Here is a 25713-nt window from a genome sequence, read left to right on the forward strand (position 1 = left end):
GCCAGGCAATCGGCAAGGGCAACCGCTGGCATCCGGAACACCGTCTGCGCTATCACGCGCGCCAGCGGCATCCGGCCCCTTCGAGCTGGGCGAACGCGCGCCTACTGTCGGAGGAGGAGGTGCCGGATGACGCACACGACGGAGCACCGGGAGGGGCGCCTGACCGCGCGCCCCGCAGTGCCGACGCGCCCGCCGCTCGAGCCGGGCCTGCACTCGATCCGGGGGCGCTCGGGCGACCACCTGCTGCTCGTGCCGGCGGAGAGCCCGGACATCCCGGTGCCGCTCGTCGTGTTCCTGCACGGCTCCGGCGGCGAGCCGGCTCGCTCGCTCGCGTTCCTCGAGGCCGAGGCCGCGCGTCTCGGATTCGTGCTGCTCGTGCCGAAGTCGTCCTCCTACACCTGGGACGTCATCGTCGGCGGCTTCGGACCCGACGTCGCGGCACTCGACGACGTGCTCGCCGAGGTGTTCGACCGCTTCCCCGTCGATCCCGAGCGGGTACTGCTCTCGGGCTTCTCCGACGGCGCCTCGTACGCCCTGACGCTCGGGCTGCGCAACGGCGACCTCTTCCGCCGCATCCTCGCGTTCTCACCCGGATTCGTCGTGCCAGGCCCCCGTGAGGGCCGGCCGCCGGTCTTCGTCTCGCACGGCACGTCCGATCCGATCCTGCCGATCGACCGCTGCAGCCGGGAGATCGTGCCGCGCCTGCGGGCCGAGGGCTACGACGTGGACTACCGGGAGTTCGACGACGGCCACGTCGTGCCCCCGACCGTCGTCGCCGCGGCCCTCGAGTCCCTCGGCGAGACGCCCGCGGAGTAGCGCGACCGGCTCCGGATAGCGTGGAGCGACGGGCCGTCCGCGCCCGGGCTGGAGGAACGATGACGTCGGGTGCAGCGACGAGGCGAGTCACGCTCGGGCGGACCGGGCTGCAGGTCTCGCCCGTGACCGTCGGCACCGCCGCCTGGGGCGTCACCTCTCCCGACCACGGGCTGTCGGTGTCGGAGGACGACGCGGTCGAGACGGCGCTCGCCGCGTTCGAGGGGCCGCTCACCGTGCTCGACACCTCGAACAACTACGGGCGCGGCGAGAGCGAGCGCCGGATCGGGCTGGCCCTCGCGGAACGGACGCCGCCGGAGGGCTTCGTCGTGCAGACCAAGCTCGACCGCGACCCGGAGACGGGCTCCTTCTCCGCCGACCGGATGCGGCGCTCGCTGGAGGAGAGCCTCGACCGACTCGGGCTCGACCGGTTGCCGCTGCTCTTCCTGCACGACCCGGAGCACATCACCTTCGACGAGGCGATGGCCGAGGGCGGGCCCGTCCAGGCGCTGCTCGGCATGCGCGACGAGGGCGTCGTGTCCCACGTCGGTATCGCCGGGGGTCCCGCTTCACTACTGCGCCGCTTCGTCGACACCGGGCTCTTCGACGCCCTCATCACGCACAACCGCTTCACCCTCGTGGACCGCACGGCCGACGAGCTGCTGTCGGCGGCATCCGCGGCGGGCCTCGGCGTGTACAACGCCGCGGTCTACGGCGGCGGGCTGCTCTCGACGTGGCCCCGCATGAGCGACCGCTACGCCTACGGCACGGCGTCGCCAGAGCTGCTCGCGGCGGTGGATGCCATGGGCGCCGCGTGCGAACGGTACGGAGTGCCCCTGATCGCGGCCGCGCTGCAGGTCTCGGTGCGCGACGAGCGCATCCACTCGACGATCTGCGGGATGGTCAGCCCGCAGCAGCTCGACCAGACCGTGCGCCTGCTCGACGTCGAGATCCCGAACGAGCTGTGGCAGGAGCTCGACGCGCTGCGGCCCCACCGGTCGACCTGGATCGGCGACTGAGGCTCAGCGCGAGCGCCAGCCGCGCTCGTGCAGTCGCCGGCTCTGGGCGACCCGCGGCATCCGGCGTAGTCTCGGCCTCATGGCCACCGACGACCGACGCCCCATCGGGTTCTGGCTCAAGCTCGTCGACCGTCTGATCGACGAGGAGTTCGCCGCGACGATCGAGGAGCACGGCGTGACCCGCCGGCAGTGGCAGCTCCTGTCGCTGCTCGGCGACAGCCCCACCCCGCCGGAGGAGCTCGACAAGCGGCTCTCGCCCTTCCTCGAGGACTCGGAGACGACCACCGAGGACGAGCTGCGCGAACTGATCGAGAGCGACTGGGTGCGTGCCCAGCCCTCGGGCTTCGTGCTCACCGAGACCGGCGCCGTCGCGTTCGGCCGGCTCGGCGAGCGCGTGGCCGAGTTGCGCGACCGCGCCGCCGAGGGCATCGAGCCCACGGAGTACAACCGGGTCGTCGGCACGCTCGAGCGGATGGCGCGCAACCTCGGCTGGAACGCCTGACGACGCGGCGGCAGGATGACGGGGTGCTCGAGACCCCGCGCCTGATCCTGCGCCGTTGGCGCGACGCCGACCGCGCGCCGTTCGCCGCGCTCAACGCCGACCCCGAGGTCATGCGGTACTTCCCGGCGACGCTCGATCGGCAGCAGAGCGACGCGTTCGTCGACCGCATCGAGCAGCACTTCGACGAGCACGGGTACGGGCTCTGGGCCCTCGAGCACCGCGGCAGCGGCGAGTTCCTGGGCTTCGTGGGGCTCAAGCTCGCCCTCTTCGAGGCGCACTTCACCCCGGCGCCCGAGGTGGGCTGGCGCCTCGCCCGCGCGGCGTGGGGGCAGGGGTACGCAAGCGAGGCGGCCACCGCCGCTCTCGCCGCCGGCTTCGAACGGTTCGGGCTCGACGAGATCGTGTCGATGACGGCCCTGCTCAACGAGCGCTCGCAGCGGGTGATGCAGCGCATCGGCATGCACCGCGACCCCGCCGACGACTTCGACCACCCGCTCGTCGCGCCGAGTCATCCGCTGCGCCGGCACCTGCTGTACCGCCTCGGCGCTCAGGAGTGGCGCGGCTCTCGTTCCTAGGCTCGGCACTATGACGGATGCCGCGCTGCTCGGGCCCGTCGATGCGCCCGGGCTGTCGGTGATGACGTGGAACGTGCGGCGGCTGCTGCCCGTCACGCCGCCGGGCAGCCCCGACTCCTGGGAGCGCCGCCGCGGACCGCTGCGCGAGGTGCTGCAGCAGGCGCGGCCGCACGTGCTCGGCGTGCAGGAGGCGCTGCCGCAGCAGGTCGACTGGGTCGCCGGAAGCCTCGGCCACGAGTGGGTCGGGCGAGGCCGGGACGCCGACGGCGGGGGAGAGCACTGCGCGGTGTTCCACGACCCCGCTCGCCTGCGGCTCGAGCGCTGGCAGCAGTTCGCCCTCAGCCGCACGCCGGATGCCCCCGGGTCGCGGTCCTGGGGTGCGCCCTGGCCCCGCGTCTTCGTCGTCGCCGAGTTCGCGGACCTCGTCACAGGTGCGCGCTTCCGAGTGGTCAACACGCATCTCGACCCGCTGTCGCCGTGGTCGCGGGCCCGGTCCGCCCGGCTGCTGCGCGCGGTGGCGCTCGGCACGCGGCATCCGTTCGCCTCGCCACTGCCCACCCTGGTGATGGGCGACATGAACGCGTCGCCCCGCTCTCGCGCCTACCGGCTGCTGACCGCCGGGCTGGTCGACACGTGGGACGCCTCGACGCCGGAGTGGTCGACGTTCTCGCACTACCGCGCGCCGCGCGAGGGATCGCGCATCGATTGGATCCTCGCGACCCCGGACGTCGAGGTGGAGCGCGCCGCGATCGTTGCCGTGCGACCGGGCGGCATCGCGCCGTCGGACCACGAGCCGGTGCAGGTGATCGTCAGACTGCCCACCAGCAGCGCTCGATAGCCTGCGGACGTGATCGAGACCTTCCTGCGTCGGCCGGCGGACGCGGGCGAGGTGCTCGCCGACGTGCTGCGCCTCGTCGGGCTCGTCAGCGCCGTCGTCGCGGGCGTCGTCTTCGGTCCGGTCTACTTCTTCGTCTTCGCGCTGACCCTGCTCGGACTCGTGGTGCCCCGGTTCCTCGGGGTGCGGCCGGGCGTCGACATCGCGACCGGGGTCGTGCTGCTCGTCGCGGCGTGGTCCGCCGCGCTCGACCTGTACGTGACCGCGCCCCCGGTCGACATCCCCGTGCACCTGCTGCTCAACGGGCTGCTAGCGGCGCTCGCCGCGGTGCTCCTCGTCCGCACCCGGGTGCTGCCGAAGATGCCCAGGGTGGCAACGGTGCTCGTCACGACCGCCCTCGGGCTGTCGCTCGGCGTGCTGTGGGAGTTCGGCGAGTGGGCGGGCAACACCTTCGTCGACGCCGACATCTTCGTCAGCTACGACGACACGATCGGCGACCTCGCGGTCGGCGGGCTCGGCTCGCTGCTCGCGGGGCTCGCGATGCCGTGGGTGCTCCGCGACAGCCGGTGGCGCGGGACGGCGGCGGATGTCAGGGAGCGGCGCACCGCGCCCTGACCGGGTTCGCCGGTGGCCTACCTGCGCTCCAGCAGCACGATCGCCTCGTAGTGCTTCGTCTGCGGGAACATGTCGAGCACCCGGCCGCGCACGGGCGCGAGGGAGGGCATCGCCTCGAGGTCCTTCGCGAGCGTGACCGCGTTGCAGCTCGAGTAGAGCACCGTCCGCACGCCGGAGCGCTCCAGCCAGCCCGCGAGCTCGCGTCCGATGCCGCGGCGCGGCGGGTTCACGATCACGAGGTCGGGCGCCTCGGTCTGCGCGAGCGCGAACGCCGTGGCATCCGTCGCCTCGAAGCGAAGCCCCTCGAGGCCCTGCTGCCTCGCCGTCGTGCGTGCGCTCTCGATCGCGTCGGCGCTCGTCTCGATGCCGGTCACCTCGCGCCCGGGTGCCGCCGCGTGCAGCGCGAACCCGCCGACGCCGCAGTACAGGTCCCAGACCGTGCGCGGGTCCGCGGCGTCGATCCACTCGCGCGCCTGCCGGTACAGCGCCGACGCGATCGTCGTGTTCGTCTGCACGAAGCTGCGGGTGCGCAACAGCAGGTCGACGTCGCCGATGCGCATCGGCAGCGTCTCGCGCTCGGTGAGGTGCAGCTCGCGGTCGCCCTCGAGCGTCGCCTTGTGCTCGGGGTGGATGTTGGCCGACACGACCGCGATGCGGGGAAGCGCGTCGAGCAGCGCCGGCAGGTGCTTGCGGATGCGCGGCACCGCCTCCTCCGAGCGCAGCACGAAGCGCACCATGAGCCCGCCGTCGGGGGCCTCGGTCACGATGATGTGCTTGAGCTCGCCCCGGCGCGAGGGCACGTCGTAGGGAGTGAGGCGCGCGTGCCCGATGAACGCCGTCAGAGTGGGGAACGTCGCGAGGATGCCCGGCGCGATGACGCCGCACTCGCTGAGATCCACGCCGCGGCCCTCGTCGTCGAGGATGCCGAGCGTCGGGTCATCCGCGGTGCCGCCGACGACCATCTTCGCCTTGGTGCGGAACCCCTCCTCGGGACTCGCCACCGGCGGCAGCCACTCGAGCGACGGATGCCCGGCAAGCAGCGTCTCGCAGTGCCGCTGCTTGCCGGCGAGCTGCTCGGCGTACGTGGTGCCCATGAGTGCGCACGACCGGCAGATCCCGGCATCGAACGCGGCGCACTTCACGGGCGGCGAGTTTAGTTGCGGTGCGGGTCGATGCGCCGGGGCGGATGCCGGCGGGGCCGGCGCTCCGCTGGAGGTGCGCGGCCGGATACGGCGGAGGGGCCGGCCACTCCTGCAGTGACCGGCCCCTCCGAGGCATCCGTTCGACGACTAGGCCGCGACCTCGTCGTCGGCGTAGCGGGCGATGTGCGCCGTGAACGCCTTGAGCCACGTCGTGAGGAACTCGCGCGTCGACTCGTTGGTCACCGTGCCGTCCTCGGCGATGAGCCCCTCCGTCACCTGGATGTAGGCCTCGGGCTGTGCCAGTTCGGGCGAGGCGCAGAACGAGAGGATGCTGCGGAGGTGCTGCTGCGCGACCGCGGTGCCGATCGCGCCGATCGAGGCACCGGTCACCGCGGAGGGCTTGCCGGTGAGGGAGTTCTGCCCCCACGGACGCGACGCCCAGTCGATCGCGTTCTTGAGGGCACCCGGCACCGAGCGGTTGTACTCGGGGGTGACGAAGAGCACGGCGTCGACATCGGCGATCGCCTGCTTGAGCGCCTTGCCCTCGGCCGGGTACTCGGCGTCGTAGTCGTGGTTGTACAGCGGGAGGTCCTTGATCGGGATCTCGACGAGCTCGAGGTCCGCCTCGGGGGCGAGCTTCACGAGCGCGTCCGCCAGCTGACGGTTGATGGAGTTCGTGCTGAGGCTTCCGACGATGTAGCCGACCTTGTACGTCATCCGTGTTCCTTTCTGTCGCCGCGGGGATGGCACGGCGGTTCCCTGAGAAGTGATTCCTGGGGGTCGCCCCACTATTCCATGCGCTCGTATGAAGTCGGCTGAGAGCGGGCGCGGGCACGCCGGTGCAGAGGAGTCGGATGCCGAACGGATGCGGCGGGGATGGACGGCGGCGCTCGACCCTGTGTCCGGGCGGTTGCGGCAACTCTGGAGTGGACCTGCACCGGGCCTGCCGTTTCGGTCAGGAGTAAGCGCCCGGAACGAGGGCGCCCCGAGCGCCCCCGCGTCAGTCCTCGTCGTCGCCCGTCAGCTCATCGAGCTCGCGGCCCAGGTCGTCGTCCTCGAACGCGGTGCGCATCTCCGCGGCCTCGGTGGTGAGGCGGATGAGCGAGGTGAGCAGCTGCTCCATCGAGGTGCTGCGCAGCAGCGTGAACTGGTCGAGCTGCCCGAGCGGGGCCACGCCCGCGAGCTGCCACACGGCCTCGACGGGATCGTCGGACACCATGACATCCGGCGACCAGACGATGTTGCCGAACTCGCTCGCCCGGGCGAGCTCGCGCCGCACGACGCGCTCGGCCTCCTCGCGCAGCGGACGCAGCGACTCGTCCCACTCGAGCTCGGGCAGGTCGTGCACCCGCGCGCGGGGGTGCGGGTCGTCGGGCAGCCACTCGTCGACCTCGATGCGGCGCGTGCCTTCCGCGATGAGGTCGATCGTGCCGTCGGTGGATGACTGCAGCTGGGTGATCTGCGCGACGGTGGCCGTGCGGAAGCGGGTCTCCCCACCGCCGGCCTCGGTGCCGCGCTCGATCAGCACGATGGCGAACTCCGGCGGCTCCTGCTCGATGAGCCGGGACAGCATGATCAGGTACCGCTCCTCGAACAGGTGCAGTGCCGTCGGCATCCCCGGGAACAGCACGGAGCCCAGGGGGAACATCGCCATCTCCGCCATGGCAAGAGCCTGACACCTACCGCCGCGCCGATGGCGCCCGCCCGCGCCTCTCTCACGCAACGGTCAGGAGAGGGCGACGGATGACTCGGAGCGAGAGCATCCTGGTCCTCCAGCAGGACGAATGGCGCGCGACGCCGGCGTGTTCGCCCCGCCGGCGGCGTGTCGCCGCGTCCGTCCTGCTGAAGGAACGTGGCTGGGCGCCACCAGCCCGCCACCCGCGCCGGATGGAAGACTGACCCCATGACGGCGACCCCCACGGCAGCGCGCGTGGCCGCCGTCGAGCCGGGGCCCGAGCTCACGCTCGACCAGCGCCGCCGCTTCATCCGCCAGCTGACCCTGCCCGGCTTCGACGAGGTGGCGCAGCGCCGCCTGCTCGCCGCCCGCGTGCTCGTGATCGGCGCCGGCGGTCTCGGCAGCATCGTGCTCCCCGCGCTCGCCGCGGCCGGCGTCGGCACGATCGGCATCGTCGACCACGACGTGGTCGAGCCCTCCAATCTGCATCGGCAGACCATCCACACGGCAGTCGACGTGGGGCGGCTCAAGGTGGAGAGCGCGGCCGACCGGCTGCGCGCGCTCGCGCCCGAGGCATCCGTCGTTCCCGTAGCTGAACGGCTGACGCCGGAGAACGCCGGGCGGATGCTCGACAGCTGGCACCTCGTGGTCGACGGCAGCGACAACTTCGAGACGCGCTTCCTCGTGAACGACGAGTGCGTGCGCCGCGACGTGCCGCTCGTCTGGGGCGCGATCTCGCAGTGGGGCGGTCAGGTCGGCAGCGTCTGGCGCTCTCCGGAGTACCGCGACCTCTTCCCGCAGCCGCCCGCCGACGAGGACGTGCTCACGTGCGCGATCGGCGGCGTGCTGCCCGCCGTGTGCGCCGTGATCGGCTCGCTCATGTCGTCGGAGGTGGTCAGCCTGCTGACCGGCACCGGCGACGCGCTGCTCGGCCGCATCGCCGTGTACGACGCCCGACGGGCGCGCTTCCGCGAGCTCGAGTACGGTCCGACCGAACAACCCGCCCCCGACAGCCTTCCCCAGCCCCAGACCGAGGAGAACCCGATGACCGACAGCATCACCCCCGCCGAGCTCGCCGCCATGGACAAGGAGGGGCTGCAGCTGATCGACGTGCGCGAGCCCTGGGAGGTCGAGCTCACCGCGATCCCCGGTGCCGTCAACGTGCCGCTCGGCACCATCGGCTCCGCCGCCGACGAGCTCGACCGCACCGCCCCGACCGTGCTCTACTGCCACCACGGGGTGCGGTCCGAGCGCGCGCTGCAGCACCTTACGGCGATCGGCTTCGGCAACGTGCAGCACCTCGAGGGCGGCATCGACGCGTACTCGCGCGAGGTCGACCCCTCGCTGCCGCGCTACTGATGTTCCGGCTGAGCGTCGAGGAGTACGCCGAGCGCGTCGCCGACCTGCCGGTGCGGCCCTCGGCCGTGCAGGTGGAGCAGCTGCAGTGGGCGGTGCACCGCGTCGCCGCCGAGGACCTGCGCTCGCCCGTCGACCTCCCGCTCTTCCGCAACTCGCAGATGGACGGCTTCGCCGCCCGGTCCGCGGACGTCGCGGGCGCGCCGGTCGAGCTGCCCGTCGTCGCGGAGATCCCGGCCGGCGCGGTCGAGCCGCGGCCGCTCGCGCACGGCGGGGTCGCCCGCATCATGACGGGCGCACCGCTGCCCGACGGCGCCGACTGCGTCATCCCGGTCGAGGACACGACGGATGCCGGCGACGGCCGCGTCCGGATCGAGCGTGGCCGCGGGATCGGCGAGTACGTGCGCAACCGCGGCAGCGACGTGCACTCCGAGGAGGTGCTCGTGCCCGCCGGCACGCTGCTCGAGCCGCGGCACCTCGCAGCGCTCGCCGCGGCCGGGGTCGCCGAGGTGCCCGTGCTCGGCCACCTCAGCGTGCCGATCATCACGACCGGCGCCGAGCTGCTGCCGCCCGGCGAACCCCTCACCCCTGGCCGCATCTACGACGCCAACCGCGTGGCCCTCGAGACCGGCCTCGCCGTGAACGGCATCGGCGTCGGCCTGCGCCGCCGCACGAGCGACGACCCCTCGGAGTTCGCGGCCGCGTTCGAGGAGGTGCACCGCGCCTCGCTCGTCATCACCTCGGGCGGCGTCTCGAAGGGCGCCTACGAGGTCGTCCGTGACGTGCTCGAGCCGCGCGGCGTCGAGTTCGGCTCGGTCGCGATGCAGCCGGGCGGCCCGCAGGGCATCGGCGTCGTCGACGGCACCCCCGTGCTGTGCTTCCCCGGCAACCCGGTCTCGACGCAGGTGTCGTTCGCCGTGTTCGCGCGCCCCCTGCTGCGCCGCGTCGCCGGGCTGCCGCCGATCGAGGCGGATGCCGCGGAGCTCGCGCACGCGGTGAGCTCCGTGCCCGGGCGCCGCCAGTTCCTGCGCGGGCTCCGCACGGGCGGCATCGTCGAGATCGTCGGCGGACCCGGGTCGCACCTCGTCGCCGCCATGGCGCGGGCGAACGTGCTCGTCGACGTGCCCGCCGAGACGACCGAGCTCGCCGCCGGGGAGACCGTGAGAGTGTTGCCGCTATGAGCGAGCTCACCCATCTCGACTCCGACGGCCGCGCCCGCATGGTCGACGTCAGCCACAAGGACGTGACCGCCCGCACCGCGACGGCAGAGGCGGTGTTCGAGACCACCGCCGAGGTGCTCGCGCTCGTCGCCCGCGACGGCCTGCCGAAGGCCGACGTGCTCGCGACCGCCCGCCTCGCCGGTATCCAGGCCGCCAAGCGCACGTGGGAGCTCATCCCGCTCTGCCACCAGCTGCCCCTGTCGAGCGTCAAGGTCGACTTCGAGCTGCGTGAGAGCTCGATCCGCATCGAGGCGACCGCGAAGACCACCGCGCAGACCGGCGTCGAGATGGAAGCCCTGACGGCCGCCTCCGTCGCCGGGCTCACGCTGCACGACATGGTCAAGGCCGTCGACCCCGCGGCGACGCTGACCGCCCTCCGGCTCGTCGCGAAGGACGGCGGTAAGCGCGGTTCGTGGCGCCGCGACGACGACGCCGAGCGACCGCCGGCCCCGGATGACGCCGAGCAGTCGGATGCCGAGACCGCGCGCGACCTCGAGCCCGCCGCGCCCGCCCCGGCGCTCGGCGTCACCGCAGAACTCTCACCCGACGCTTCCGCCGAGGCGCTGGCCCCGGTGCCGCGGCGCACCGCCCGCGTGCTCGTGTCCTCGACGCGGGCCGCCGCGGGCGAGCGCGAGGACACGACCGGCCCGCTGATCGCCGAGTGGCTCGCCGGGCAGGGGCTCGAGGTCGAGGCGACCGTCGTCGTCGCCGACGCCGAGATCGCCGCCGCGCTCGCCGACGCCGTGGCATCCGCCCCCGCGCTCGTGCTGACGACGGGCGGCACCGGCGTCTCGCCCACCGACCGCACCCCCGAGGCGACCGCCGCCGTGCTCGACCGCGAGCTGCCCGGCGTCGCCGACGCGATCCGCCGCGCGGGGTCGGACGCGGTGCCGACCTCCGCCCTCAGCCGCGGGCTCGCCGGCCTCGCCGGCTCGACCGTCGTGGTCAACCTGCCCGGCTCGCCCGGCGGCGTGCGCGACGGGCTCGGCGTGCTCGAGCCGATCCTCGGGCACCTGCTCGGCCAGGTCGCCGGGGAGGGGCGGCATGACTGAGCGCGTGCTCGCCCGCATCGCCGACACCTCGATCGACGTCGCCGAGGTCGAGGACTTCGTCGCTGGGCGCGAGCACGGCGCCGTCGTCACGTTCCGCGGGGTCGTGCGCGACCACGACGGCGGCGAGACGGTCACCGCGCTCGACTACCAGGGGCACCCGGATGCCGAGGAGTTCCTGCGCCGCGTCTGCACCGCCGTCGCCGCGGAGTCGGGCCTGCCCGTCGCGGCCGTGCACCGCGTCGGCGCGCTGACGATCGGCGACGTCGCGCTCGCGGCATCCGTCGCCGCCCCGCACCGCGCCGAGGCCTTCGCCGCCTGCCAGGCGCTCGTCGACCGCATCAAGGTCGAGGTGCCCATCTGGAAGAAGCAGCACTACGACGGCCGGGCGAGCGACTGGGTCGGCCTGTGACCGAGCACGAGGAGCCGGACGCCGCCGAGGAACGTCGCCGTAAGGCGGAGGAGGCCGTGCACGCCATCTCGCAGGGCGCGAACCCGGGCGAACTCTCGCTCGGTCTCGCGAACGACTTCACGGATGCCATGACCGAGCGCATGAAGGGCCGGCTGCGGCGCAAGCGGGATTAGAACGGGTGCGTCGGCGGTAGAACGGAACATGACCGATCGCACCGTTCACCAGCTGCGCCTCGTCGTCGAGGCCCCCGACTTCGACGAGGCCGTGCGGTTCTACCGCGACGTCCTCGGACTGCCCGAGCAGGAGGCGTACGAGGGCGAGGACGACGCCCGCGTCGTGATCCTGGACGCCGGCCGGGCCACGCTCGAGCTCGCGAACCCCGCGCAGAAGCGGCTCATCGACTCCGTCGAGGCGGAGGGCCGCCCGAGCGACCGCCTCCGCGTCGCGCTCGAGGTGACCGACTCCGCGGGCGTGACGCGACGGCTCACGGATGCCGGCGCGGAACTCATCGCCGAGCCGCGCGAGACGCCGTGGCGCTCGCTCAACTCGCGCCTGCGCGGCCCCGCCGACCTGCAGCTCACCCTGTTCGAAGAACTGGACTGAGCCGCCACTCGGCGCACCTCCTCGCCGCAGGCAGCGCGCCCGCTACCGTGGAGGCGATGCGTTTCCTCCGTGACGGTGCGGTGTTCGCGGCCCTCGTGGCTCTGATGACCACGACGGGCTGCGTCGCGACGACCCCGGTGGAGGACGACGAGCGCAGCCGCGTGCCCGTGCTGCAGAGCGAGGGCGACGAGGTGCTCACCGCTCCCGGTCCGGATGCCGCCGCGGCCGCCGTGCAGACGAGCCGCGCCCTCTTCGAGTCGTCCCCCGCCGTGGTGATCGCCGCCGGCGACGACACCGCCGACCTCGCCGCGGCCGTCGCGGGAGCCGCCCTCGGCGTCCCGGTGCTCGAGGGGACCGGCGACGCCGTGCTCGACGAGCTCGAGCGGCTCGGGGCGGAGGACGTCGTGCTCGCCGGCGAGCCGGAGGACGCCGCGCTCGACGGGTACGACGTCGTGCCGCTCGAGCCGACCGCCGCGGGGATCGCCGACCTGCTCGGCATGCCCGTCGACGCGGCACCGCTCGAGGCGAGCGCCGTCGCCGCCCTCGCGGGCGCCGATCCGGGCGCGCCCGTGCTCTTCGGTTCCGACGCGGGCGCCGAACCCGAGGGCGACGCCGCGATCGTGGTCGAGCGGCCGGAGGCATCCGGCGTGCGGGTCGTCGCGGTCGACGCTCCCGAGCAGCTCGCCGCCGTCGCGACCGCCCGCGCCGCGGGCGCCGAGGTGCGGCTGCTGGCGCCGGACGCGCCCACGGTGCAGCGCTCGCCCGCCGCGATCGAGTTCCTCGCTGGCGGGGACGGCCCGGTGCTCGCGATCGGGGCCGGTTTCGCCGATGCTCCGAACCTCGACTGGCAGCTCGAGGCGGCCGCCGGCGGCCTGCAGCTGCCGGGCGGCGGACAGACGCTCTTCCCGGCGCACACCGTCGTCGCCATGTACGGCAGCCCGCACGTGCCGGTGCTCGGAGTGCTCGGCGAGCAAGGCCTCGAGGCGTCGATCGAGCGCGCCCGCGAGCTGGCGGAGCCGTACCGCTCCCTCACGACCGACACCGTGCTGCCGGCGTTCGAGCTGATCGCGACCGTGGCATCCGGAAGCGCGGGCGCCGACGGCGACTACTCCAACGAGCTCGACCCGGAGCTCATGTACGAGTGGGCGAAGGCCGCGGGCGACGCCGGGCTCTACGTCGTCGTCGATCTGCAGCCGGGGCGCACGGACTTCGTGACGCAGGCGAAGCGGTACGAGAAGGTGCTGGCGCTGCCGTGGGTGGGCCTCGCGCTCGATCCGGAGTGGCGGCTCGCGCCCGACCAGCGCCACCTCGTGACGATCGGCAGCGTCGGGGCGGCCGAGGTGAACGCGGTGATCGACTACCTGACCGGTCTCGTGCACGCGAACGGCCTGCCGCCGAAGCTGCTCGTGCTGCACCAGTTCCGCACGTCGATGATCACCGACCGTCAGGCCATCGACACGGGCCGCGATGAGGTGAGCGTGCTCATCCACGCCGACGGTCAGGGCGGTCAGGGTGACAAGCAGGCGACGTGGGCCAGCCTGCGCCGCGACGCCCCGCCGGTGGCCTGGGGCTGGAAGAACTTCTACGACGAGGACCTCCCGATGCTCACCCCCGAGCAGACGATGCAGCAGGTCGTGCCGCAGCCGGACCTGATCAGCTACCAGTGACCCTCAGGTCGTAGGTGACGTAGGGCGTCGCGGTCGCGACCGAGTCGTAGAGCCGTCGGGCCGTCTCGTTCGAGGCATCCGTGATCCAGCGCACGAGCGGTGCGCCCTCGTCGCGTGCCACCTGCTCGACGGCGCCGATCAGCGCCCGCCCGACGCCGCCCCCGCGCAGGTCGGGCGCGACGAAGAGGTCGTCGAGGTAGACCGCGACGCGGGCGACGATCGGCCGGTCGAAGTGCCGCCAGTGCGCGAGCCCGAGCAGCGTGCCGTCGCGGTCGGCGACGAAGCCGTGGAAGTCGCGCGCCTCGTCCATCAGCCACGACCAGACGCCGTCGATCACGGACTCGTCGGGGGTCTGCTCGTAGAAGTCGCGGTAGCCCCGGTACAGCGCGGCCCACTGCTCGCGGTCGGCGGGGTGGACGGGGCGGATGTCGAAGCTCACACCCCATTCTCCCAACCGGGCTACGCCGCCCGGCGCTCGAGCTCGAGCAACGTGCGCTTCGCCTCGAGGCCGCCGAGGTATCCGCCGAGCGAGCCGTCGGAGCGCAGCACGCGGTGGCACGGCACCACCACCGGCAGCGGGTTCGTCGCGCACGCCGTGCCGACCGCCCGCACCGCCCTCGGAGAGCCCGTGGCCGTCGCGACCTCGGTGTAGCTCTCGGTGTGGCCGTACGGGATCGAGGGCAGGTGGGCCTGCACCGCGCGGCGGAACCCGGTCGAGAGGCGGGTGTCGAGCGGCAGGTCGAACGCGCGCCGCTGGCCAGCGAAGTACTCCGCGAGCTCGCGCTCGACGTCATCCAGCCGGTCGGTGCCGCGCAGCACGCGCGGGCCCACCCGCCGGGCGAGATCGTCGAGCACGACGTCGAAGTCCTCCCGCTCGAAGGCGATGCGCACGAGACCGGCCGGCGTCGCAGCGAGCAGCAGCCGGCCGACGGGGCTGTCGATCACGCGGTACGCGACGTCGAGCAGCTCCTCCTCGGCGGCGCGCGCGGCGAGGCGCTCGCGCAGGGGAGCGAGGTCCACGGAGCCGAAGTCGATCACGATTCCTCCAGGGTGAGTCGGGTGCGGAGGGCGGCGATGCCGTCCGAGGCGGCGCGCCGGGCGGCTTCCGGTGTGCCGCCGAGCAGGGCGGCGACCTCCCGGTACGGCAGGCCGGCGACGTGGTGATACGCGACCGCGAGGCGCTGCTTCTCGGGCAGTGCGGCGACGCGGGCCCACAGCTCGAAGCCGTCGCCCGGCACGCCGTGCGCCGAGACCGGCTCGCGCGCGTGCTCGAGGGGCACGGTGCGGCGGGCGCGCACGATGTCGATCGCCTTGCGGTGCGCGATGGTGACGAGCCAGGCCTCGACGTTGGCGTCTGGTGGAAGGGTCGGCCACGCGCGCAGTGCCGCGAGGAACGTCTCGCTCCAAGCGTCGTCCGCGTCGTGCGGTCCGACGATCACGCGGCACACGCGCAGCACCGTCGCGCCGTGCTGCTCGACGACCGCGTCGAAGCTGCCCCGCACGGCGGTGCCGGCTCGCGGGGTGCTGGTCTCGGTCATGGTGCCCATCACACCGTAGACGGGCGACAGCGGCGGAATGTGAGGTCGGATGCCGCGACTCAGCGCATCACGGGTGCGAATTCGGTCGCGGAGTCGGTGAACGCCTGCCGTGGGACGAACGCGAGCAGCACGGTCGCGACGACCGCGGTGAGCCCGCAGACGAGCCACACGGTGACGTACCCGGCGAAGGAGCCGGCGGTTGCGGAGCCCGCGCCGGCGACTCCGCTCGCGAGCGCGATGCCGAAGACGCAGGACGCGATCGCGCCGCCGACGGTCTTCACCGAGTTGGTCAGCCCCGTGGCGACGCCGGTCTGCCGGGACGGTGCGGCGGCGGCGGCCGCTGCGGGAAGCGCGGCGACCAGCGCGCCGGAGCCGAGCCCCGCGACGAGCATGTTCGTGATCGCCTGCGCGTACGTGTCATGGAACGGCAGGAAGAGCAGGTAGCCGACCGCGACGAGCGACGAGGCGGCCATGAGCGTCACCCGCGGAGTCGTGCGCCGCGCAACCGCGGGATAGGCGAGGGCGCCCACGATCATCGCCACGAGGTACAGCCCGATGATGAGCGAGGTCGCGAAGCCCGTCGTGCCGAGGCCGTAGCCGACCTCGGCGGGGTCGGTGCGGGCGAACGTCGACAGCGGAGCCTGCGCCCCGAGCACGCTGACGCCGAAGAGTCCCGCCGTCACGAACACCGGCCACAGGGCGGGGGAGCGGAACAGGCGCACGTCGATCAGCGGGTCGGGGTGCCGCAGCTCCCACCGGGCGAACGGCACGAGCAGCAGCACGCCGAGCAGCACGAGCGCCCACGACAGCAGATCGCCGACGCCGTTCAGCCGCAGGAAGCTCAGGCCGCCGGTGAGCGCGACGAGCGACAGCGAGACCAGCACGAGCCCGACGGTGTCGAGGCGGCCGCCCGCGACCTCCGGGGACTCCTTCACCCCGAAGCGGATGACGACGAAGCAGACCACCACCGCGAGAGCCGGAACCAGCAGCACGACCTCGAGCGGCAGAGCGTCGATGAGCGCGCCGCCCGCGAGGGCACCGCTGATCGCGCCGAGTTCGAGCGCCGCGACGAGCAGCCCCGCTGCCTTCGCCGTGACCGCGGCCGAGTGCCCCGCCGCGCGCGACCGCGACCAGATCAGCGCGACCTCGAGCGGGAGCCAGACGACGTAGAAGCCCTGCAGCGCCCACGCGGTGAGGAACACGGCGAACGAGTCGGTGAACGGCAGCACGAGCGACGCGAGCGCGGTGACCGCCGTCGACCACAGCAGGATGCGCTTGTGCCCGACCATGTCGCCGAGCTTGGCGAGCGCCGGCACGACGAGCGCCGACAGCGCGAGCTGCGACCCCTCCAACCAGTTGACGTCGGCGTCCTCAATCCGCAGGTTGCGCGCGATGTCGGTGAGCATCGGCGTGTAGTAGCCCTGCAGGATGCCGCTCGTGAACTCCACGAACGCGAGGAACCCCACGATGACGCCCAGCGGCCCGAGCACGGGACGGGCGGGGCGGGTGGTGGTGGCACGGGTCATCCGGTGCTCCTCGCTCGGCGGCCTGCGGTGGCCGCGGTGGGGAAGGTGACGGAACTCTAGCGCCGCGCCGTCGCGCCGGGCGGCAGGCCGTCGCTCGCAGGAGCGCCGGCCGGGAGGGTGCGGAGCAGGGCGCGGTGGAAGCGCTCGCCGCGCTCGAGGCTGTCGATCGTCACGTGCTCGTCGACGCCGTGGATGCCCGCGCGCTGCGCCGCGGTCATCGCGAGCGGCGCGAAGCGGTACACCGCGGGGGCGAAGCGGTGGAACCAGCGCGAGTCGGTCGCGGCCATCATCAGGTACGGCGCCGGCACGGCATCCGGGTAGGCGACCTCGACGGCGGCGGCGATCGCGGCGAAGCGGGCGTCGTCGACGGGGGACTCGGGGGAGGGGTCGCTGCCCTCGATCACCTCGATCGTGACGAGGCGATCGCGCACCGCCCGGCGCAGCCGGCGCACGGTCGAGTGGATCGTCTCGCCGCCGGCGATCCGCAGGTTGACGACGGCGGATGCCTCGGCGGGCAGCACGTTGTGGGCGCTCCCGGCCTGCAGCATCGTCGGCGCCACGGTCGTGCGCACGAGGGCGGCGGGCTCGCCGCCGAGCGCCGCGAACAGGCGCGCGGTCAGCCACGGGGCGCCGGCGAGCACGCGCAGCAGCAGCCGCGCCGGCCCGCGCACGTGCGGGGCGAAGGCGGCGAGCATCTGGCGGGTGGAGCGTGGAGCGCGCGCGGGAAACACGGTGGGCCGCAGCCGGGCGAGCGCGCGGCCGACCCGGGACGCCGCCGTCAGCGGCGGTGGTGCCGAGGCGTGCCCGCCGTCGCTGCGGGCGCTCAGGCGCACCGTGAGCACGCCCTTCTCCCCGACGCCGATCATCGCGGCCGGCACGCGCACGAAAGGCAGCGGTGCGTCGACGACGGCGCCGCCCTCGTCGAGCACGAGCCACGGCACGATCCCGCGCTCGTGCAGCAGGTCGGAGATCGCGCGGGCGGCCGCGCCGTGGCTCTCCTCGTCGCCGCCGAAGGAGAGGTAGACGTCGCGGGGCGGCACGAAGCCCTCGGCGAGCAGGTTCTCGACGGCCTCGAGGATGACGAGCAGCGGGCCCTTGTCGTCGAGGGTGCCGCGGCCCCACACGGCGCCGTCCGCGATGCGGCCCTCGAAGGGCGGCACGCGCCAGCCGTCGCGCTCCGCTGCGGGCACCACGTCGAAGTGCGCCATGAGCACGAGCGGGTCGCCGCCGCCGCTTCCGCGCCAGCGGTAGAGCAGGCCCAGCTCCGTGACCTGCTCGAGCTCGAGGTGCTCGGTCACGAGCGGGTACAGCTCGCCCAGCAGCATCCGGAACCGCTCGAAGTCGGCGAGGCCGCGTTCAGCGAGTTCGGCCGAGACGGTGGGCAGTTGCACCATCCGCGCGAGGCGCTCGGCGGCGCCGGGTCGAGGGCCGGGCGCGGTCATGCTCGGGAGTCTAGGGCGGGCTCAGGCGGCGTCGATCACGCAGAAGCGGTTGCCCTCGGGGTCGGCGAGGATCACGTAGTCCGCGTCGACGGGGCGTCCGCTCCACTGCACCTCGGTCGCGCCGAGCGTCTTCAACCGGTCGACCTCGGCCTGCTGGTCGTCGGCGTAGAGGTCGAGGTGGATGCGCGGCGGCACGTGCACCTCGGAGCGCATCGTGTCGAGCGACACGTTCGGTCCGCCGCCGTGCTTCGGCCGCAGCAGCAGGAAGTCCGTGTCGGGCGTGATGGGTTCGCGCGGCACGTAGTCGAGCGCCTTCGACCAGAATTCGGCCTGCCGGCCGAGGTCTTCGACGCGGAGCACGATCGATCCGACCCGCAGCATCCTCGCTCCTTCCGTCGTGCCCAGGCTAGGACGGGACGGCGGCCGGGGCCAGGCGCGCGGTCTAGGCCGCGAGGCCGACGGACAGGCGCGCGGGCACCGGCGGCACGCGCAGCGCGGTCGCGCGCCGGGAGCCGTCGGGGTGGGTCCAGTCGACGAAGACCACGCCGACATCGGCGAGCACGGCGTGCTGTCCGGGCTCGGCGACGACCTGCTGCGCGCGGCGCTTTAGACGCGCGATCGACAGGGAGTGGCCGAAGGGCACGTCGAGCGTCAGGTCGCGGGCGGCCTTACGGCCGACGTTGCGGAGGACGAGTTCGTCCCCGTTCCAAGCGAGGAGGAGATCCACGCGGGAATCCGTGACGGTCGCCGAGTGGAGGACGGCGACGGTGGGCAGCGGAGCGCTGCTGATGATCGACATGACCTGGCCTTTCTTGATCACCCAAGTTTCAACCAACGCCTGAAGGTCGCGACAGGCCCCAGTGAGAGGGGGTCCGGTCCGGCGTGTCGGGTGAGCGTTGCCGGAGAGGCTGCTGAAAAGCGCTCCCCTTGCGGGGGCGGAGGCGTAGCGTCGAAGACCAGTTCCGATCGAAGGGAGTTGCCTATGGGTACCGATGACAAGGCTCAGAACACCGGCGAGAAGCTCGGCGGTCAGGCCAAGGAGGCATGGGGCAACCTGACGAACGACCCCGACACGAAGGCCGAGGGTCAGGCCCAGCAGGACAAGGCCGACCTCAAGCAGGCCGGTGAGAAGATCAAAGACGTTTTCAAGGGCTGATCGTTCAGCACCTGTGGGGAGCCCGGGCCGGAAAGGCCCGGGCTTTCTGCTGTCCGGGACACGTGCCGTCCCAGGCGACGTTCGCTCAGCCGCCGGCGAAGGGCGGCAGTACGTCGGCCCTCGCGCCGAGCGGCACGTGCTCATCACGCGTCGCGCGACCGTCGACCAGCAGCGACCCGGAGCGGAACACGCGTGCCATCTCGTCGCCGTAGCGCTCGACGAGCAGGCGCTTGAGGTCGCCCGTCGTCGCGCCCTCGGGCAGTGAGACGGTCTCCTCCTCGCGCCCGGCCGCATCGGCCGCGGCGGCGAAGTAGCGCACGAGAACGTCAGCCACCGATCGCTCCCATCGTCCGGGTCGGTGGCGCGAATGTCGCGGCGTCCATGCCGTGGCCCGCCTGCTTCGTCCACATCGCTCCGCGCCAGAGCGCTGCGAGCTCCTCGTCGCTGCCGCCGCCGCGCAGCACCTGTTTGAGGTCGGTCTCGTCGTCGCCGAACAGGCACGAGCGCACCGTGCCCTCGGCCGTGATGCGCGTGCGGTCGCAGTCGGCGCAGAAGCTGCGCGTCACCGACGCGATGATGCCCACGGTGAGCGGCCCGCCGTCGACGAGCCACTCCTCGGCGGGCGCCGACGGGTCCTCGCGGCCGACCTCCTCGAGATCGAAGCGCTCGCGCAGCACCGCGAGCAGCTCCTCCGCGGTCACCATGTTGTCGCGCAGCCAGGTGCGATCGGCGTCGAGCGGCATCTGCTCGATGAAGCGCAGCCACACGCCCTCGGCGAGCGCCCACGCCAGCAGCTCGGGGGCGCCGGCGAGCGTCTGTCGCATCATCACGGCGTTGACCTTGAGCGGGGTGAGGCCGGCGTCCGCCGCCGCGCGGATCCCCGCGAGCACTGCCGGCAGCCGGTCGCGGCGGGTCAGAGCGGCGAAGTGGTCGCGGTTCACCGTGTCGAGCGACACGTTCACGCGGTCGAGGCCGGCGTCGACGAGCTCGCCGATCCGCTTGTCCAGGCCGATCCCGTTGGTCGTGAGGGCGATCCGGATGCCGGGGGCGGCCGCCTTGCTGAGCGCCACGATCTCGGCGAGGTCGTGCCGCATGAGCGGCTCGCCGCCGGTGAAGCGCACCTCGCGCAGGCCGAGGTCGCGGGCGCCGAGCCCGATGAGCCGCGCGATCTCGGCGGCGGTCAGCAGCTCGGAGCGCGCGATCGGCGGCAGGCCCTCGGCCGGCATGCAGTAGGTGCAGCGCAGCGAGCACTTCTCGGTGACCGACACCCGCAGGTCGCGGGCGACCCGGCCGAAGCGATCGACGAGCAGAGGGGTGTCCGGCCGACCGGTCACGCCGACGAGACGTGCACCCCCGACCCCCGCGTGCGCGCCGGCGGAACGCAGCGTCGGAAGGCCGAGATCGGTCATTCGGCCACGATAGAGGCTCGAGGTCGCGGGCCGCCCGCTCCTCCCCACCCGGGCGGAGCTCGTCCGTCTCCACAGTCCGCTCGCACAGGGCGCCGGCGCACCCCGGACGCCTGCAGCATGACCGTGTTATGTTCCGGCCATGTCGAGAATCGCCGCCGTCTCCGCGGTGCTGCCGCGCTTCTCGTACGCCCAGGACGAGATCACCGCGGAGATCGGTCCGCTCCTCTCCGGCGACGCCTCGAAGCTCGCCGTGCTGCAGCGGATGCACCGGGGCGCCGGCGTCGAGCGACGGCATCTCGCACTGCCGCTCGGCGAGTACCGCGAGCTGCGCGACTTCCACCGGGCGAACGACACGTTCATCCGCGTCGGACTCGAGCTGCTCGAGGAGGCGACCGCCGACGCCCTCGACAAGGCCGGCCTCGCGGCCACCGACGTCGACCACATCTTCTTCACCTCCGTCACCGGGATCTCCGCCCCGTCGCTCGACGCCCTTCTCGTGCCGCGGGTGGGCTTCCGGCCCGACGTCAAGCGCGTGCCGAGCTTCGGGCTCGGCTGTGTCGCGGGCGCCTCCGGCCTCCGCAGCGTGCACGACTACCTCGAGGGGCACCCCGGCGAGGTCGCCCTGCTGCTCAGCGTCGAGCTGTGCTCGCTCACGATCCAGCGGCAGGACGACAGCGTCGCGAACCTCGTCGCGAGCGGCCTGTTCGGTGACGGCGCCTCCGCCGTCGTCGTCACGGGCGACCAGCATCCGGCCGCCCGCGGCCCCCGCATCGTCGACACCCGCAGTTCGCTCTACCCCGACACGATGGACGTCATCGGCTGGGACGTCGGCGGCAGCGGCTTTTCGATCGTGCTCGGCGCCGGGGTCCCCGCCGTCGTCGACGCGCACTTCGAGACGGATGTCTCGGGGCTGCTCGCCGCCAACGGCATCGACCGCGACGAGGTCACCGCGTACGTCGCGCACCCCGGCGGGCCGCGCGTGCTCGAGGCCTTCGCGCGGTCGCTCGCGATCCCCGACTCCGCGCTGCAGCCGAGCTGGGACCTGCTCGCGCGGGCCGGCAACCTCTCCTCGAGCGCCGTGCTGCACGTGCTCGCCGACATGCTCGAGCAGCCGCTGGGCACCCGCGGGCTGCTCTTCGCGCTCGGGCCCGGCGTCACGGCCGAGCTCGTCCTGCTCGAGTGGGACGCCGCGGCCGCACTGCCCGCCGCTCCGGTGCTGGAGGGCGCCGCGTGATCCTCTGGGTGCTGTTCATCCTCGCGACGGGCGTCGAACGCCTCGTCGAGATGGTGATCTCGCGGCGGCACGCCGCGATCGTCATCGGCCGTGGCGGGCGCGAGTACGGCCGCGGGCAGATGGCGTTCATGATCCCGCTGCACACGGCGCTGCTGCTCGGCTGCCTCATCGAGCCGATCGCACTCAACCGCGAGTTCACGCCGTGGACCGGGGTGCCCCTGCTCGTCATCGCGATCGCCTGCCAGCTGCTGCGCTACTGGTGCATCCACTCCCTCGGCGAGTACTGGAACACCCGCGTCATCGTGCAACCGGGCATGACCCTGTCGGCGCGCGGCCCCTACCGCTTCCTCCCGCACCCGAACTACCTCGTCGTCATCGTCGAGGGCATCGCGCTGCCGCTGGTCTACAACGCGTGGATCACCGCGATCGCCTTCACGGTGCTGAACGCGGTGCTGCTCTTCGGCTTCCGCATCCCGCTCGAGGAGCGCGCCCTGCGCGAGGCCTCCGGCACCGAGGTGGGACCGCGGCGGTGACTGTCGACGTCCTCGTCGTGGGCGGCGGGCCGATCGGGCTCGCGACCGCGATCGAGGCCCGGCTGGCCGGGCTCAGCGCGACGGTCGTCGAGCGGCGCAGCGGCCCGATCGACAAGGCGTGCGGCGAGGGGCTGATGCCCGGCGCGCTCGCCGCGGCCCGACGGCTCGGGATCGATCCGCCCGGCCGGCCGCTGCGCGGCATCCGGTACCTCGACGGCGAGCGGATGCTCGAGCACCGCTTCAACGGGGTCGAGGGTCGTGGGGTGCGGCGGCTCGCGCTGCACGAGGCACTGAGCGCGCGCGCCGACGAGCTCGGAGTGACCCGCCTCGAGGGCCGCGTCGACGACGTCGAGTTCGACGGCGACACCGTGCGGGCGGCGGATGTCACCGCGCGGCACCTCCTCGCCTGCGACGGCCTGCACAGCACGGTGCGCCGGCGCCTCGGGCTGGAGTCGCCGAAGCGGATCCCCGACGAGCGGCGCCGCTACGGACTGCGGCGGCACTTCGCGGTCGAGCCGTGGACCGACACCGTGGAGGTGCACTTCGGCCGGCGCGCCGAGGCGTACATCACCCCCGTCGACGAACGCACCGTCGGCATCAACCTGCTCGGACCGCAGGGCATCGACTTCGACGAGGAGCTGACGACGTTCCCGCGCATCATGCGTCACCTCGACGGCGCCGAGCCGGTCACGTCGCTCCGCGGAGCGGGGCCACTACGCCAGGAGACGACGCACCGGGTGCGCGGCCGGGCCGCCCTCGTGGGCGACGCGTCCGGCTACACCGACGCCATCACCGGCGAGGGGCTGCGCGTCGGGATGGCGCAGGCGCGCTCGGCCATCGCGGCGATCACGGCCGGCGATCTGCGCCGCTACGAGCGGGCCTGGGCGCGGGACACCCGCGAGTTCCGCATCCTCACGAATCAGCTGGTCGTGCTGGCGACGTCGCCGCTGCGACCGCTGCTCGTGCCCGCGATGCTCGCGGTGCCCGGTGTATTCGGCAGGATCGTCGACCGGGTCGCCCGCTAACGGGGCCTAGTGGCCGAGGTCGATCGAGCCCTGGTTGAAGATCGAGGTGCCGATGAGCAGCAGCGACGACGGCACGAGGATGAGGCCGATCCCCACGAGGATCAGAAGGCCGACCGCCGCGATCGCCTTGTAGATGCGGTCCATGTCCTCAGGGTACCCGGGCGGGCGACCGCCCGCGGTCAGGCGGCGGGCTTCTCCTCGAGCGCGACGCCCAGGGCATCCGCGAGCTCGGACGGCGTGCTCACCACGTCGACCGCGCCCACCTGCTCCGCGGGGGAGCCGTAGCCCCACTCGACGAAGATCGTCGGCACGCCGTGCACCGCGGCACCCTCGACGTCGTGGTGGCGGTCGCCGATGAGCACGGGATTCGACAGGTCGACTCCTCGGGCCCGCAGCCGGCGGAGGGCCTCCTCGACGACGTCCTTCTTCGCGCTGCGCACCTCGTCCTCCGAGGCGCCCGTGATGATGTCGAGGTAGCCGGTCAGGCCGGCGTGGTCGAGGATCATCGTCGCCGGGTACTCCGGCTTCGACGTCGCGAGCGAGGTCGGGATGCCCGCGTCGTGCACCGCCGCGAGCACCTCTGGCATGCCGGGGAAGATCGTCGAGTCGAGGGCACCCTTCTCGTAGTAGTGCGCCCGGTAGATCTGCAGCGCGCGCTCGGCCTGATCGCGCGTGAAGCCCTCGAACTCCTCGAACGCCTCGAGCAGCGGCGGGCCGACGTACTTCACGAGCTCCGCCGGCGAGGGCACCGGCAGGCCCAGCGTCTCGAAGGTGTGCGCGAGGGACGAGGTGATCCCCGGCGCACTGTCGGCGATCGTCCCGTCCAGGTCGAAGAGAATCGCTGACCAGGGCTTCATGCCGTCACTATAGGCGCGCGGGGGAACCGGATGCCTAGCAGTCGAGCTTTCCTCGTCCCCCGGCCGGGCCTAGAAGAGCCGCGACTCGGAGTCGTCGAGCCCGCGCATCGCGTCGTAGTCGAGCACGAGGCAGCGGATGCCGCGGTCTTCGGCGAGGGTGCGCGCCTGCGGCTTGATCTCCTGTGCGGCGAAGACGCCCTCGACCGGGGCGAGCAGCGGGTCGCGGTTCATCAGCTCGAGGTAGCGGGTCAGCTGCTCCACGCCGTCGATGTCGCCGCGGCGCTTGATCTCGACCGCGACGCTGCGGCCCGAGGCATCCGTCGCAAGAATGTCGACGGGCCCGATCGCCGTCATGTACTCGCGGCGCACGAGGCGGTGACCGTCGCCGAGTAGCTCGATCTGCTCCGCGAGCAGCTTCTGCAGGTGCGCCTCGACGCCGTCCTTGACGAGGCCCGGGTCGATGCCGAGCTCGTGGGCGCTGTCGTGCAGCACCTCGTGGATCGACACGACGAGCAGGTCGGCGGTCTTCGCCTGAGCGACGCGCCACACCTCGGTGACGCCGATCTCCCGCTGGTCGTCGTCGGGGTCCATGACCGTGAGCGTGCAGGGCGGGCTCATCCAGTTGAGCGGCTTGTACGAGCCCCCGTCGGAGTGCACGAGCACGCTGCCGTCGGCCTTGAGCATGAGCAGCCGGGTCGCGAGCGGCAGATGAGCGCTCAGACGCCCGGCGTAGTCGACGGAGCAACGGGCGATGACGAGACGCACCGGACGAGCCTAAACGGCGCCGGCGCCCTCGACGGTCAGGGCAGGGTGATTACGCGGGACTCATTGACCACCGTGCGCCCGCCGAGCTCGACCGAGCCGTCGGGCAGCAGCCGCGTGAACAGGCGGGAGCCCTCGCCCTGGCGGATCTCGAGGTCGCGGCCGAGCAGCGCCGTGAGCCGCACGGCGGCCGCGCCGGTCGCCTCGTCCTCGGGCACCCCGAGCTCCGGCGAGAACATCCGCGAGCGCACGACGCCCGCGTCTTCGTCGACCCACGCGTAGGCGTAGTGCGAGCCCGTGTCGAACCACGTCGGGTCGAGCTCGTCGACCTCGGCGACGGTGGCGTACGGATGCCACGCGAACTCGGGCGCCCACTCCGGCCGCGCGGTCACGTGCACCAGGTCGCCCTCGGTGCGCACCGTCACCGTGCCGGCCGGCGCGTCGAGCGCCTGGACGGGGGTGCCGCGCCAGCTCAGCCACCACGCGGTGCCCACGGTGGGGTGCCCGGCGAAGGGCAGCTCCGCGGCGGGGGTGAAGATCCGGATCGTGGCGCGGCCGCCCTCGACGCTGTCGACGAAGACGGTCTCGCTGAAGCCGAGCAGCGCGGCGAGCTCCTGCTCGCGCCCCGCCGTGGCGATGCGGTTGGTCACGATCCCGAGCGGGTTGCCGTGCGCCCCCTGCTCATCGGGGAAGACGGACACCACGGATACGTCGATACCGGCCATCCCCTCAGCGTGCCAGCAGTGCC

General features: G+C 73.0%; 33 protein-coding genes. 17 read left to right on the forward strand and 16 right to left on the reverse strand.

All coding sequences use genetic code 11. The annotated features are described in order from the left end of the window. The first annotated feature begins 126 nt into the window (after positions 1-126). From JUB10_RS08610 to JUB10_RS08635, 6 genes are all read left to right on the forward strand, one after another. Positions 127-816, forward strand: coding sequence for an alpha/beta hydrolase (locus tag JUB10_RS08610; RefSeq protein ID WP_207455541.1), 690 nt, complete (start codon positions 127-129; stop codon positions 814-816). A 59-nt stretch (positions 817-875) separates the two neighbouring features. Further along, on the forward strand, positions 876-1832 hold the full coding sequence (locus JUB10_RS08615; RefSeq protein WP_207455542.1) for an aldo/keto reductase: 957 nt from the start codon (positions 876-878) through the stop codon (positions 1830-1832). A gap of 79 nt (positions 1833-1911) precedes the next feature. Next, positions 1912-2334, forward strand: a complete 423-nt coding sequence (locus tag JUB10_RS08620; protein WP_207455543.1) for a MarR family transcriptional regulator — start codon at positions 1912-1914, stop codon at positions 2332-2334. Between the two features lie 23 nt (positions 2335-2357). Continuing rightward, the gene (locus JUB10_RS08625; protein ID WP_207455544.1) at positions 2358-2909 is read left to right on the forward strand and encodes a GNAT family N-acetyltransferase; all 552 of its coding nucleotides are present in this window, start codon (positions 2358-2360) and stop codon (positions 2907-2909) included. Between the two features lie 10 nt (positions 2910-2919). After that, complete coding sequence (locus JUB10_RS08630; protein WP_207455545.1) at positions 2920-3747, forward strand: endonuclease/exonuclease/phosphatase family protein; 828 nt, start codon at positions 2920-2922, stop codon at positions 3745-3747. Between the two features lie 9 nt (positions 3748-3756). Then, on the forward strand, positions 3757-4359 hold the full coding sequence (locus JUB10_RS08635) for a hypothetical protein (RefSeq protein WP_207455547.1): 603 nt from the start codon (positions 3757-3759) through the stop codon (positions 4357-4359). Between the two features lie 17 nt (positions 4360-4376). On the opposite strand, the gene rlmC is transcribed toward JUB10_RS08635, so the two are convergent. From rlmC to JUB10_RS08650, 3 genes are all read right to left on the reverse strand, one after another. After that, on the reverse strand, positions 4377-5501 hold the full coding sequence (gene rlmC / locus JUB10_RS08640) for a 23S rRNA (uracil(747)-C(5))-methyltransferase RlmC (RefSeq protein ID WP_207455549.1): 1125 nt from the start codon (positions 5499-5501) through the stop codon (positions 4377-4379). Positions 5502-5648: 147 nt separating this feature from the next. Beyond that, the gene (locus JUB10_RS08645) at positions 5649-6218 is read right to left on the reverse strand and encodes an NADPH-dependent FMN reductase (RefSeq protein WP_207455551.1); all 570 of its coding nucleotides are present in this window, start codon (positions 6216-6218) and stop codon (positions 5649-5651) included. A gap of 283 nt (positions 6219-6501) precedes the next feature. Next, on the reverse strand, positions 6502-7164 hold the full coding sequence (locus JUB10_RS08650) for an LON peptidase substrate-binding domain-containing protein (protein ID WP_242682335.1): 663 nt from the start codon (positions 7162-7164) through the stop codon (positions 6502-6504). A 240-nt stretch (positions 7165-7404) separates the two neighbouring features. On the opposite strand from JUB10_RS08650, the gene JUB10_RS08655 reads away from it, so the two are divergent. The 7 genes from JUB10_RS08655 to JUB10_RS08685 are packed head-to-tail and all read left to right on the forward strand — an operon-like array spanning position 7405 to position 13483. Beyond that, the gene (locus tag JUB10_RS08655; RefSeq protein ID WP_207455558.1) at positions 7405-8535 is read left to right on the forward strand and encodes a ThiF family adenylyltransferase; all 1131 of its coding nucleotides are present in this window, start codon (positions 7405-7407) and stop codon (positions 8533-8535) included. Beyond that, positions 8535-9713, forward strand: coding sequence for a molybdopterin molybdotransferase MoeA (locus tag JUB10_RS08660; RefSeq protein ID WP_207455560.1), 1179 nt, complete (start codon positions 8535-8537; stop codon positions 9711-9713). Before JUB10_RS08655 ends, JUB10_RS08660 begins: the two co-directional genes overlap by 1 nt. Further along, on the forward strand, positions 9710-10804 hold the full coding sequence (gene moaCB, locus JUB10_RS08665; protein ID WP_207455562.1) for a bifunctional molybdenum cofactor biosynthesis protein MoaC/MoaB: 1095 nt from the start codon (positions 9710-9712) through the stop codon (positions 10802-10804). The genes JUB10_RS08660 and moaCB overlap by 4 nt, the downstream gene beginning before the upstream one ends. Further along, entirely contained in the window at positions 10797-11213 is a 417-nt protein-coding gene (locus JUB10_RS08670) for a molybdopterin synthase catalytic subunit (protein WP_207455564.1), read from the forward strand. The genes moaCB and JUB10_RS08670 overlap by 8 nt, the downstream gene beginning before the upstream one ends. Continuing rightward, positions 11210-11386 (forward strand): hypothetical protein, encoded by a 177-nt coding sequence (locus JUB10_RS08675; protein WP_207455566.1) that lies wholly within the window; start codon positions 11210-11212, stop codon positions 11384-11386. The genes JUB10_RS08670 and JUB10_RS08675 overlap by 4 nt, the downstream gene beginning before the upstream one ends. A 28-nt stretch (positions 11387-11414) precedes the next feature. Continuing rightward, positions 11415-11816: a VOC family protein gene (locus JUB10_RS08680; RefSeq protein ID WP_207455568.1), complete on the forward strand. Its 402-nt coding sequence runs from the start codon at positions 11415-11417 to the stop codon at positions 11814-11816. A gap of 56 nt (positions 11817-11872) precedes the next feature. Beyond that, a complete protein-coding gene (locus tag JUB10_RS08685) occupies positions 11873-13483 on the forward strand; it encodes a hypothetical protein (protein ID WP_207455570.1) in 1611 nt (536 codons plus the stop codon). Here JUB10_RS08685 and JUB10_RS08690 read toward each other — a convergent pair. The 7 genes from JUB10_RS08690 to JUB10_RS08720 form a co-directional block, all read right to left on the reverse strand. Further along, positions 13470-13922, reverse strand: coding sequence for a GNAT family N-acetyltransferase (locus JUB10_RS08690; RefSeq protein WP_307859160.1), 453 nt, complete (start codon positions 13920-13922; stop codon positions 13470-13472). The two genes, JUB10_RS08685 and JUB10_RS08690, sit on opposite strands and share 14 nt — an antisense overlap. Before the next feature lie 20 nt (positions 13923-13942). Beyond that, the gene (locus JUB10_RS08695; RefSeq protein WP_307859161.1) at positions 13943-14521 is read right to left on the reverse strand and encodes a methylated-DNA--[protein]-cysteine S-methyltransferase; all 579 of its coding nucleotides are present in this window, start codon (positions 14519-14521) and stop codon (positions 13943-13945) included. Further along, positions 14518-15021, reverse strand: a complete 504-nt coding sequence (locus JUB10_RS08700) for an RNA polymerase sigma factor (RefSeq protein ID WP_207455574.1) — start codon at positions 15019-15021, stop codon at positions 14518-14520. The genes JUB10_RS08695 and JUB10_RS08700 overlap by 4 nt, the downstream gene beginning before the upstream one ends. A 59-nt stretch (positions 15022-15080) precedes the next feature. After that, positions 15081-16547 (reverse strand): MFS transporter, encoded by a 1467-nt coding sequence (locus JUB10_RS08705; RefSeq protein WP_207455576.1) that lies wholly within the window; start codon positions 16545-16547, stop codon positions 15081-15083. A 56-nt stretch (positions 16548-16603) separates the two neighbouring features. Next, complete coding sequence (locus JUB10_RS08710; RefSeq protein WP_207455578.1) at positions 16604-17989, reverse strand: M20/M25/M40 family metallo-hydrolase; 1386 nt, start codon at positions 17987-17989, stop codon at positions 16604-16606. Positions 17990-18010: 21 nt separating this feature from the next. Continuing rightward, a complete protein-coding gene (locus JUB10_RS08715) occupies positions 18011-18370 on the reverse strand; it encodes a VOC family protein (RefSeq protein WP_207455580.1) in 360 nt (119 codons plus the stop codon). Positions 18371-18431: 61 nt separating this feature from the next. After that, positions 18432-18788: a hypothetical protein gene (locus JUB10_RS08720; protein ID WP_207455582.1), complete on the reverse strand. Its 357-nt coding sequence runs from the start codon at positions 18786-18788 to the stop codon at positions 18432-18434. A 183-nt stretch (positions 18789-18971) separates the two neighbouring features. Here JUB10_RS08720 and JUB10_RS08725 point away from each other — a divergent pair, with 183 nt between their 5' ends. Continuing rightward, positions 18972-19145: a CsbD family protein gene (locus JUB10_RS08725; RefSeq protein ID WP_207455584.1), complete on the forward strand. Its 174-nt coding sequence runs from the start codon at positions 18972-18974 to the stop codon at positions 19143-19145. Between the two features lie 85 nt (positions 19146-19230). On the opposite strand, the gene JUB10_RS08730 is transcribed toward JUB10_RS08725, so the two are convergent. Beyond that, positions 19231-19479 carry a MoaD/ThiS family protein gene (locus JUB10_RS08730; RefSeq protein ID WP_207455586.1) on the reverse strand — a complete coding sequence of 83 codons (249 nt, stop codon included), beginning with the start codon at positions 19477-19479 and terminating at the stop codon, positions 19231-19233. Further along, complete coding sequence (gene moaA / locus JUB10_RS08735; RefSeq protein ID WP_207455588.1) at positions 19472-20554, reverse strand: GTP 3',8-cyclase MoaA; 1083 nt, start codon at positions 20552-20554, stop codon at positions 19472-19474. The genes JUB10_RS08730 and moaA overlap by 8 nt, the downstream gene beginning before the upstream one ends. A gap of 139 nt (positions 20555-20693) precedes the next feature. On the opposite strand from moaA, the gene JUB10_RS08740 reads away from it, so the two are divergent. Genes JUB10_RS08740 through JUB10_RS08750 form a run of 3 tightly spaced genes read left to right on the forward strand, consistent with a single transcriptional unit; the run spans position 20694 to position 23346 of the window. Continuing rightward, the gene (locus JUB10_RS08740; RefSeq protein ID WP_207455590.1) at positions 20694-21788 is read left to right on the forward strand and encodes a type III polyketide synthase; all 1095 of its coding nucleotides are present in this window, start codon (positions 20694-20696) and stop codon (positions 21786-21788) included. Beyond that, a complete protein-coding gene (locus tag JUB10_RS08745; protein WP_307859162.1) occupies positions 21785-22321 on the forward strand; it encodes an isoprenylcysteine carboxyl methyltransferase family protein in 537 nt (178 codons plus the stop codon). Before JUB10_RS08740 ends, JUB10_RS08745 begins: the two co-directional genes overlap by 4 nt. Beyond that, positions 22318-23346, forward strand: a complete 1029-nt coding sequence (locus tag JUB10_RS08750) for an NAD(P)/FAD-dependent oxidoreductase (RefSeq protein ID WP_207455592.1) — start codon at positions 22318-22320, stop codon at positions 23344-23346. Before JUB10_RS08745 ends, JUB10_RS08750 begins: the two co-directional genes overlap by 4 nt. Before the next feature lie 6 nt (positions 23347-23352). On the opposite strand, the gene JUB10_RS08755 is transcribed toward JUB10_RS08750, so the two are convergent. From JUB10_RS08755 to JUB10_RS08770, 4 genes are all read right to left on the reverse strand, one after another. Beyond that, a complete protein-coding gene (locus tag JUB10_RS08755; protein ID WP_207455594.1) occupies positions 23353-23490 on the reverse strand; it encodes a hypothetical protein in 138 nt (45 codons plus the stop codon). Positions 23491-23525: 35 nt separating this feature from the next. Beyond that, a complete protein-coding gene (locus tag JUB10_RS08760) occupies positions 23526-24203 on the reverse strand; it encodes an HAD hydrolase-like protein (protein ID WP_207455596.1) in 678 nt (225 codons plus the stop codon). 69 nt (positions 24204-24272) lie between these two features. After that, positions 24273-24968 (reverse strand): endonuclease NucS, encoded by a 696-nt coding sequence (nucS, locus tag JUB10_RS08765; protein ID WP_207455597.1) that lies wholly within the window; start codon positions 24966-24968, stop codon positions 24273-24275. Positions 24969-25003: 35 nt separating this feature from the next. Next, positions 25004-25690, reverse strand: coding sequence for a PhzF family phenazine biosynthesis protein (locus JUB10_RS08770; protein WP_207455599.1), 687 nt, complete (start codon positions 25688-25690; stop codon positions 25004-25006). Positions 25691-25713 lie beyond the last annotated feature (23 nt).

The sequence above is a fragment of the Desertivibrio insolitus genome (genome assembly GCF_017355965.1).
In the GTDB taxonomy this organism is placed as follows: Bacteria; Actinomycetota; Actinomycetes; order Actinomycetales; family Microbacteriaceae; genus JAFIQW01.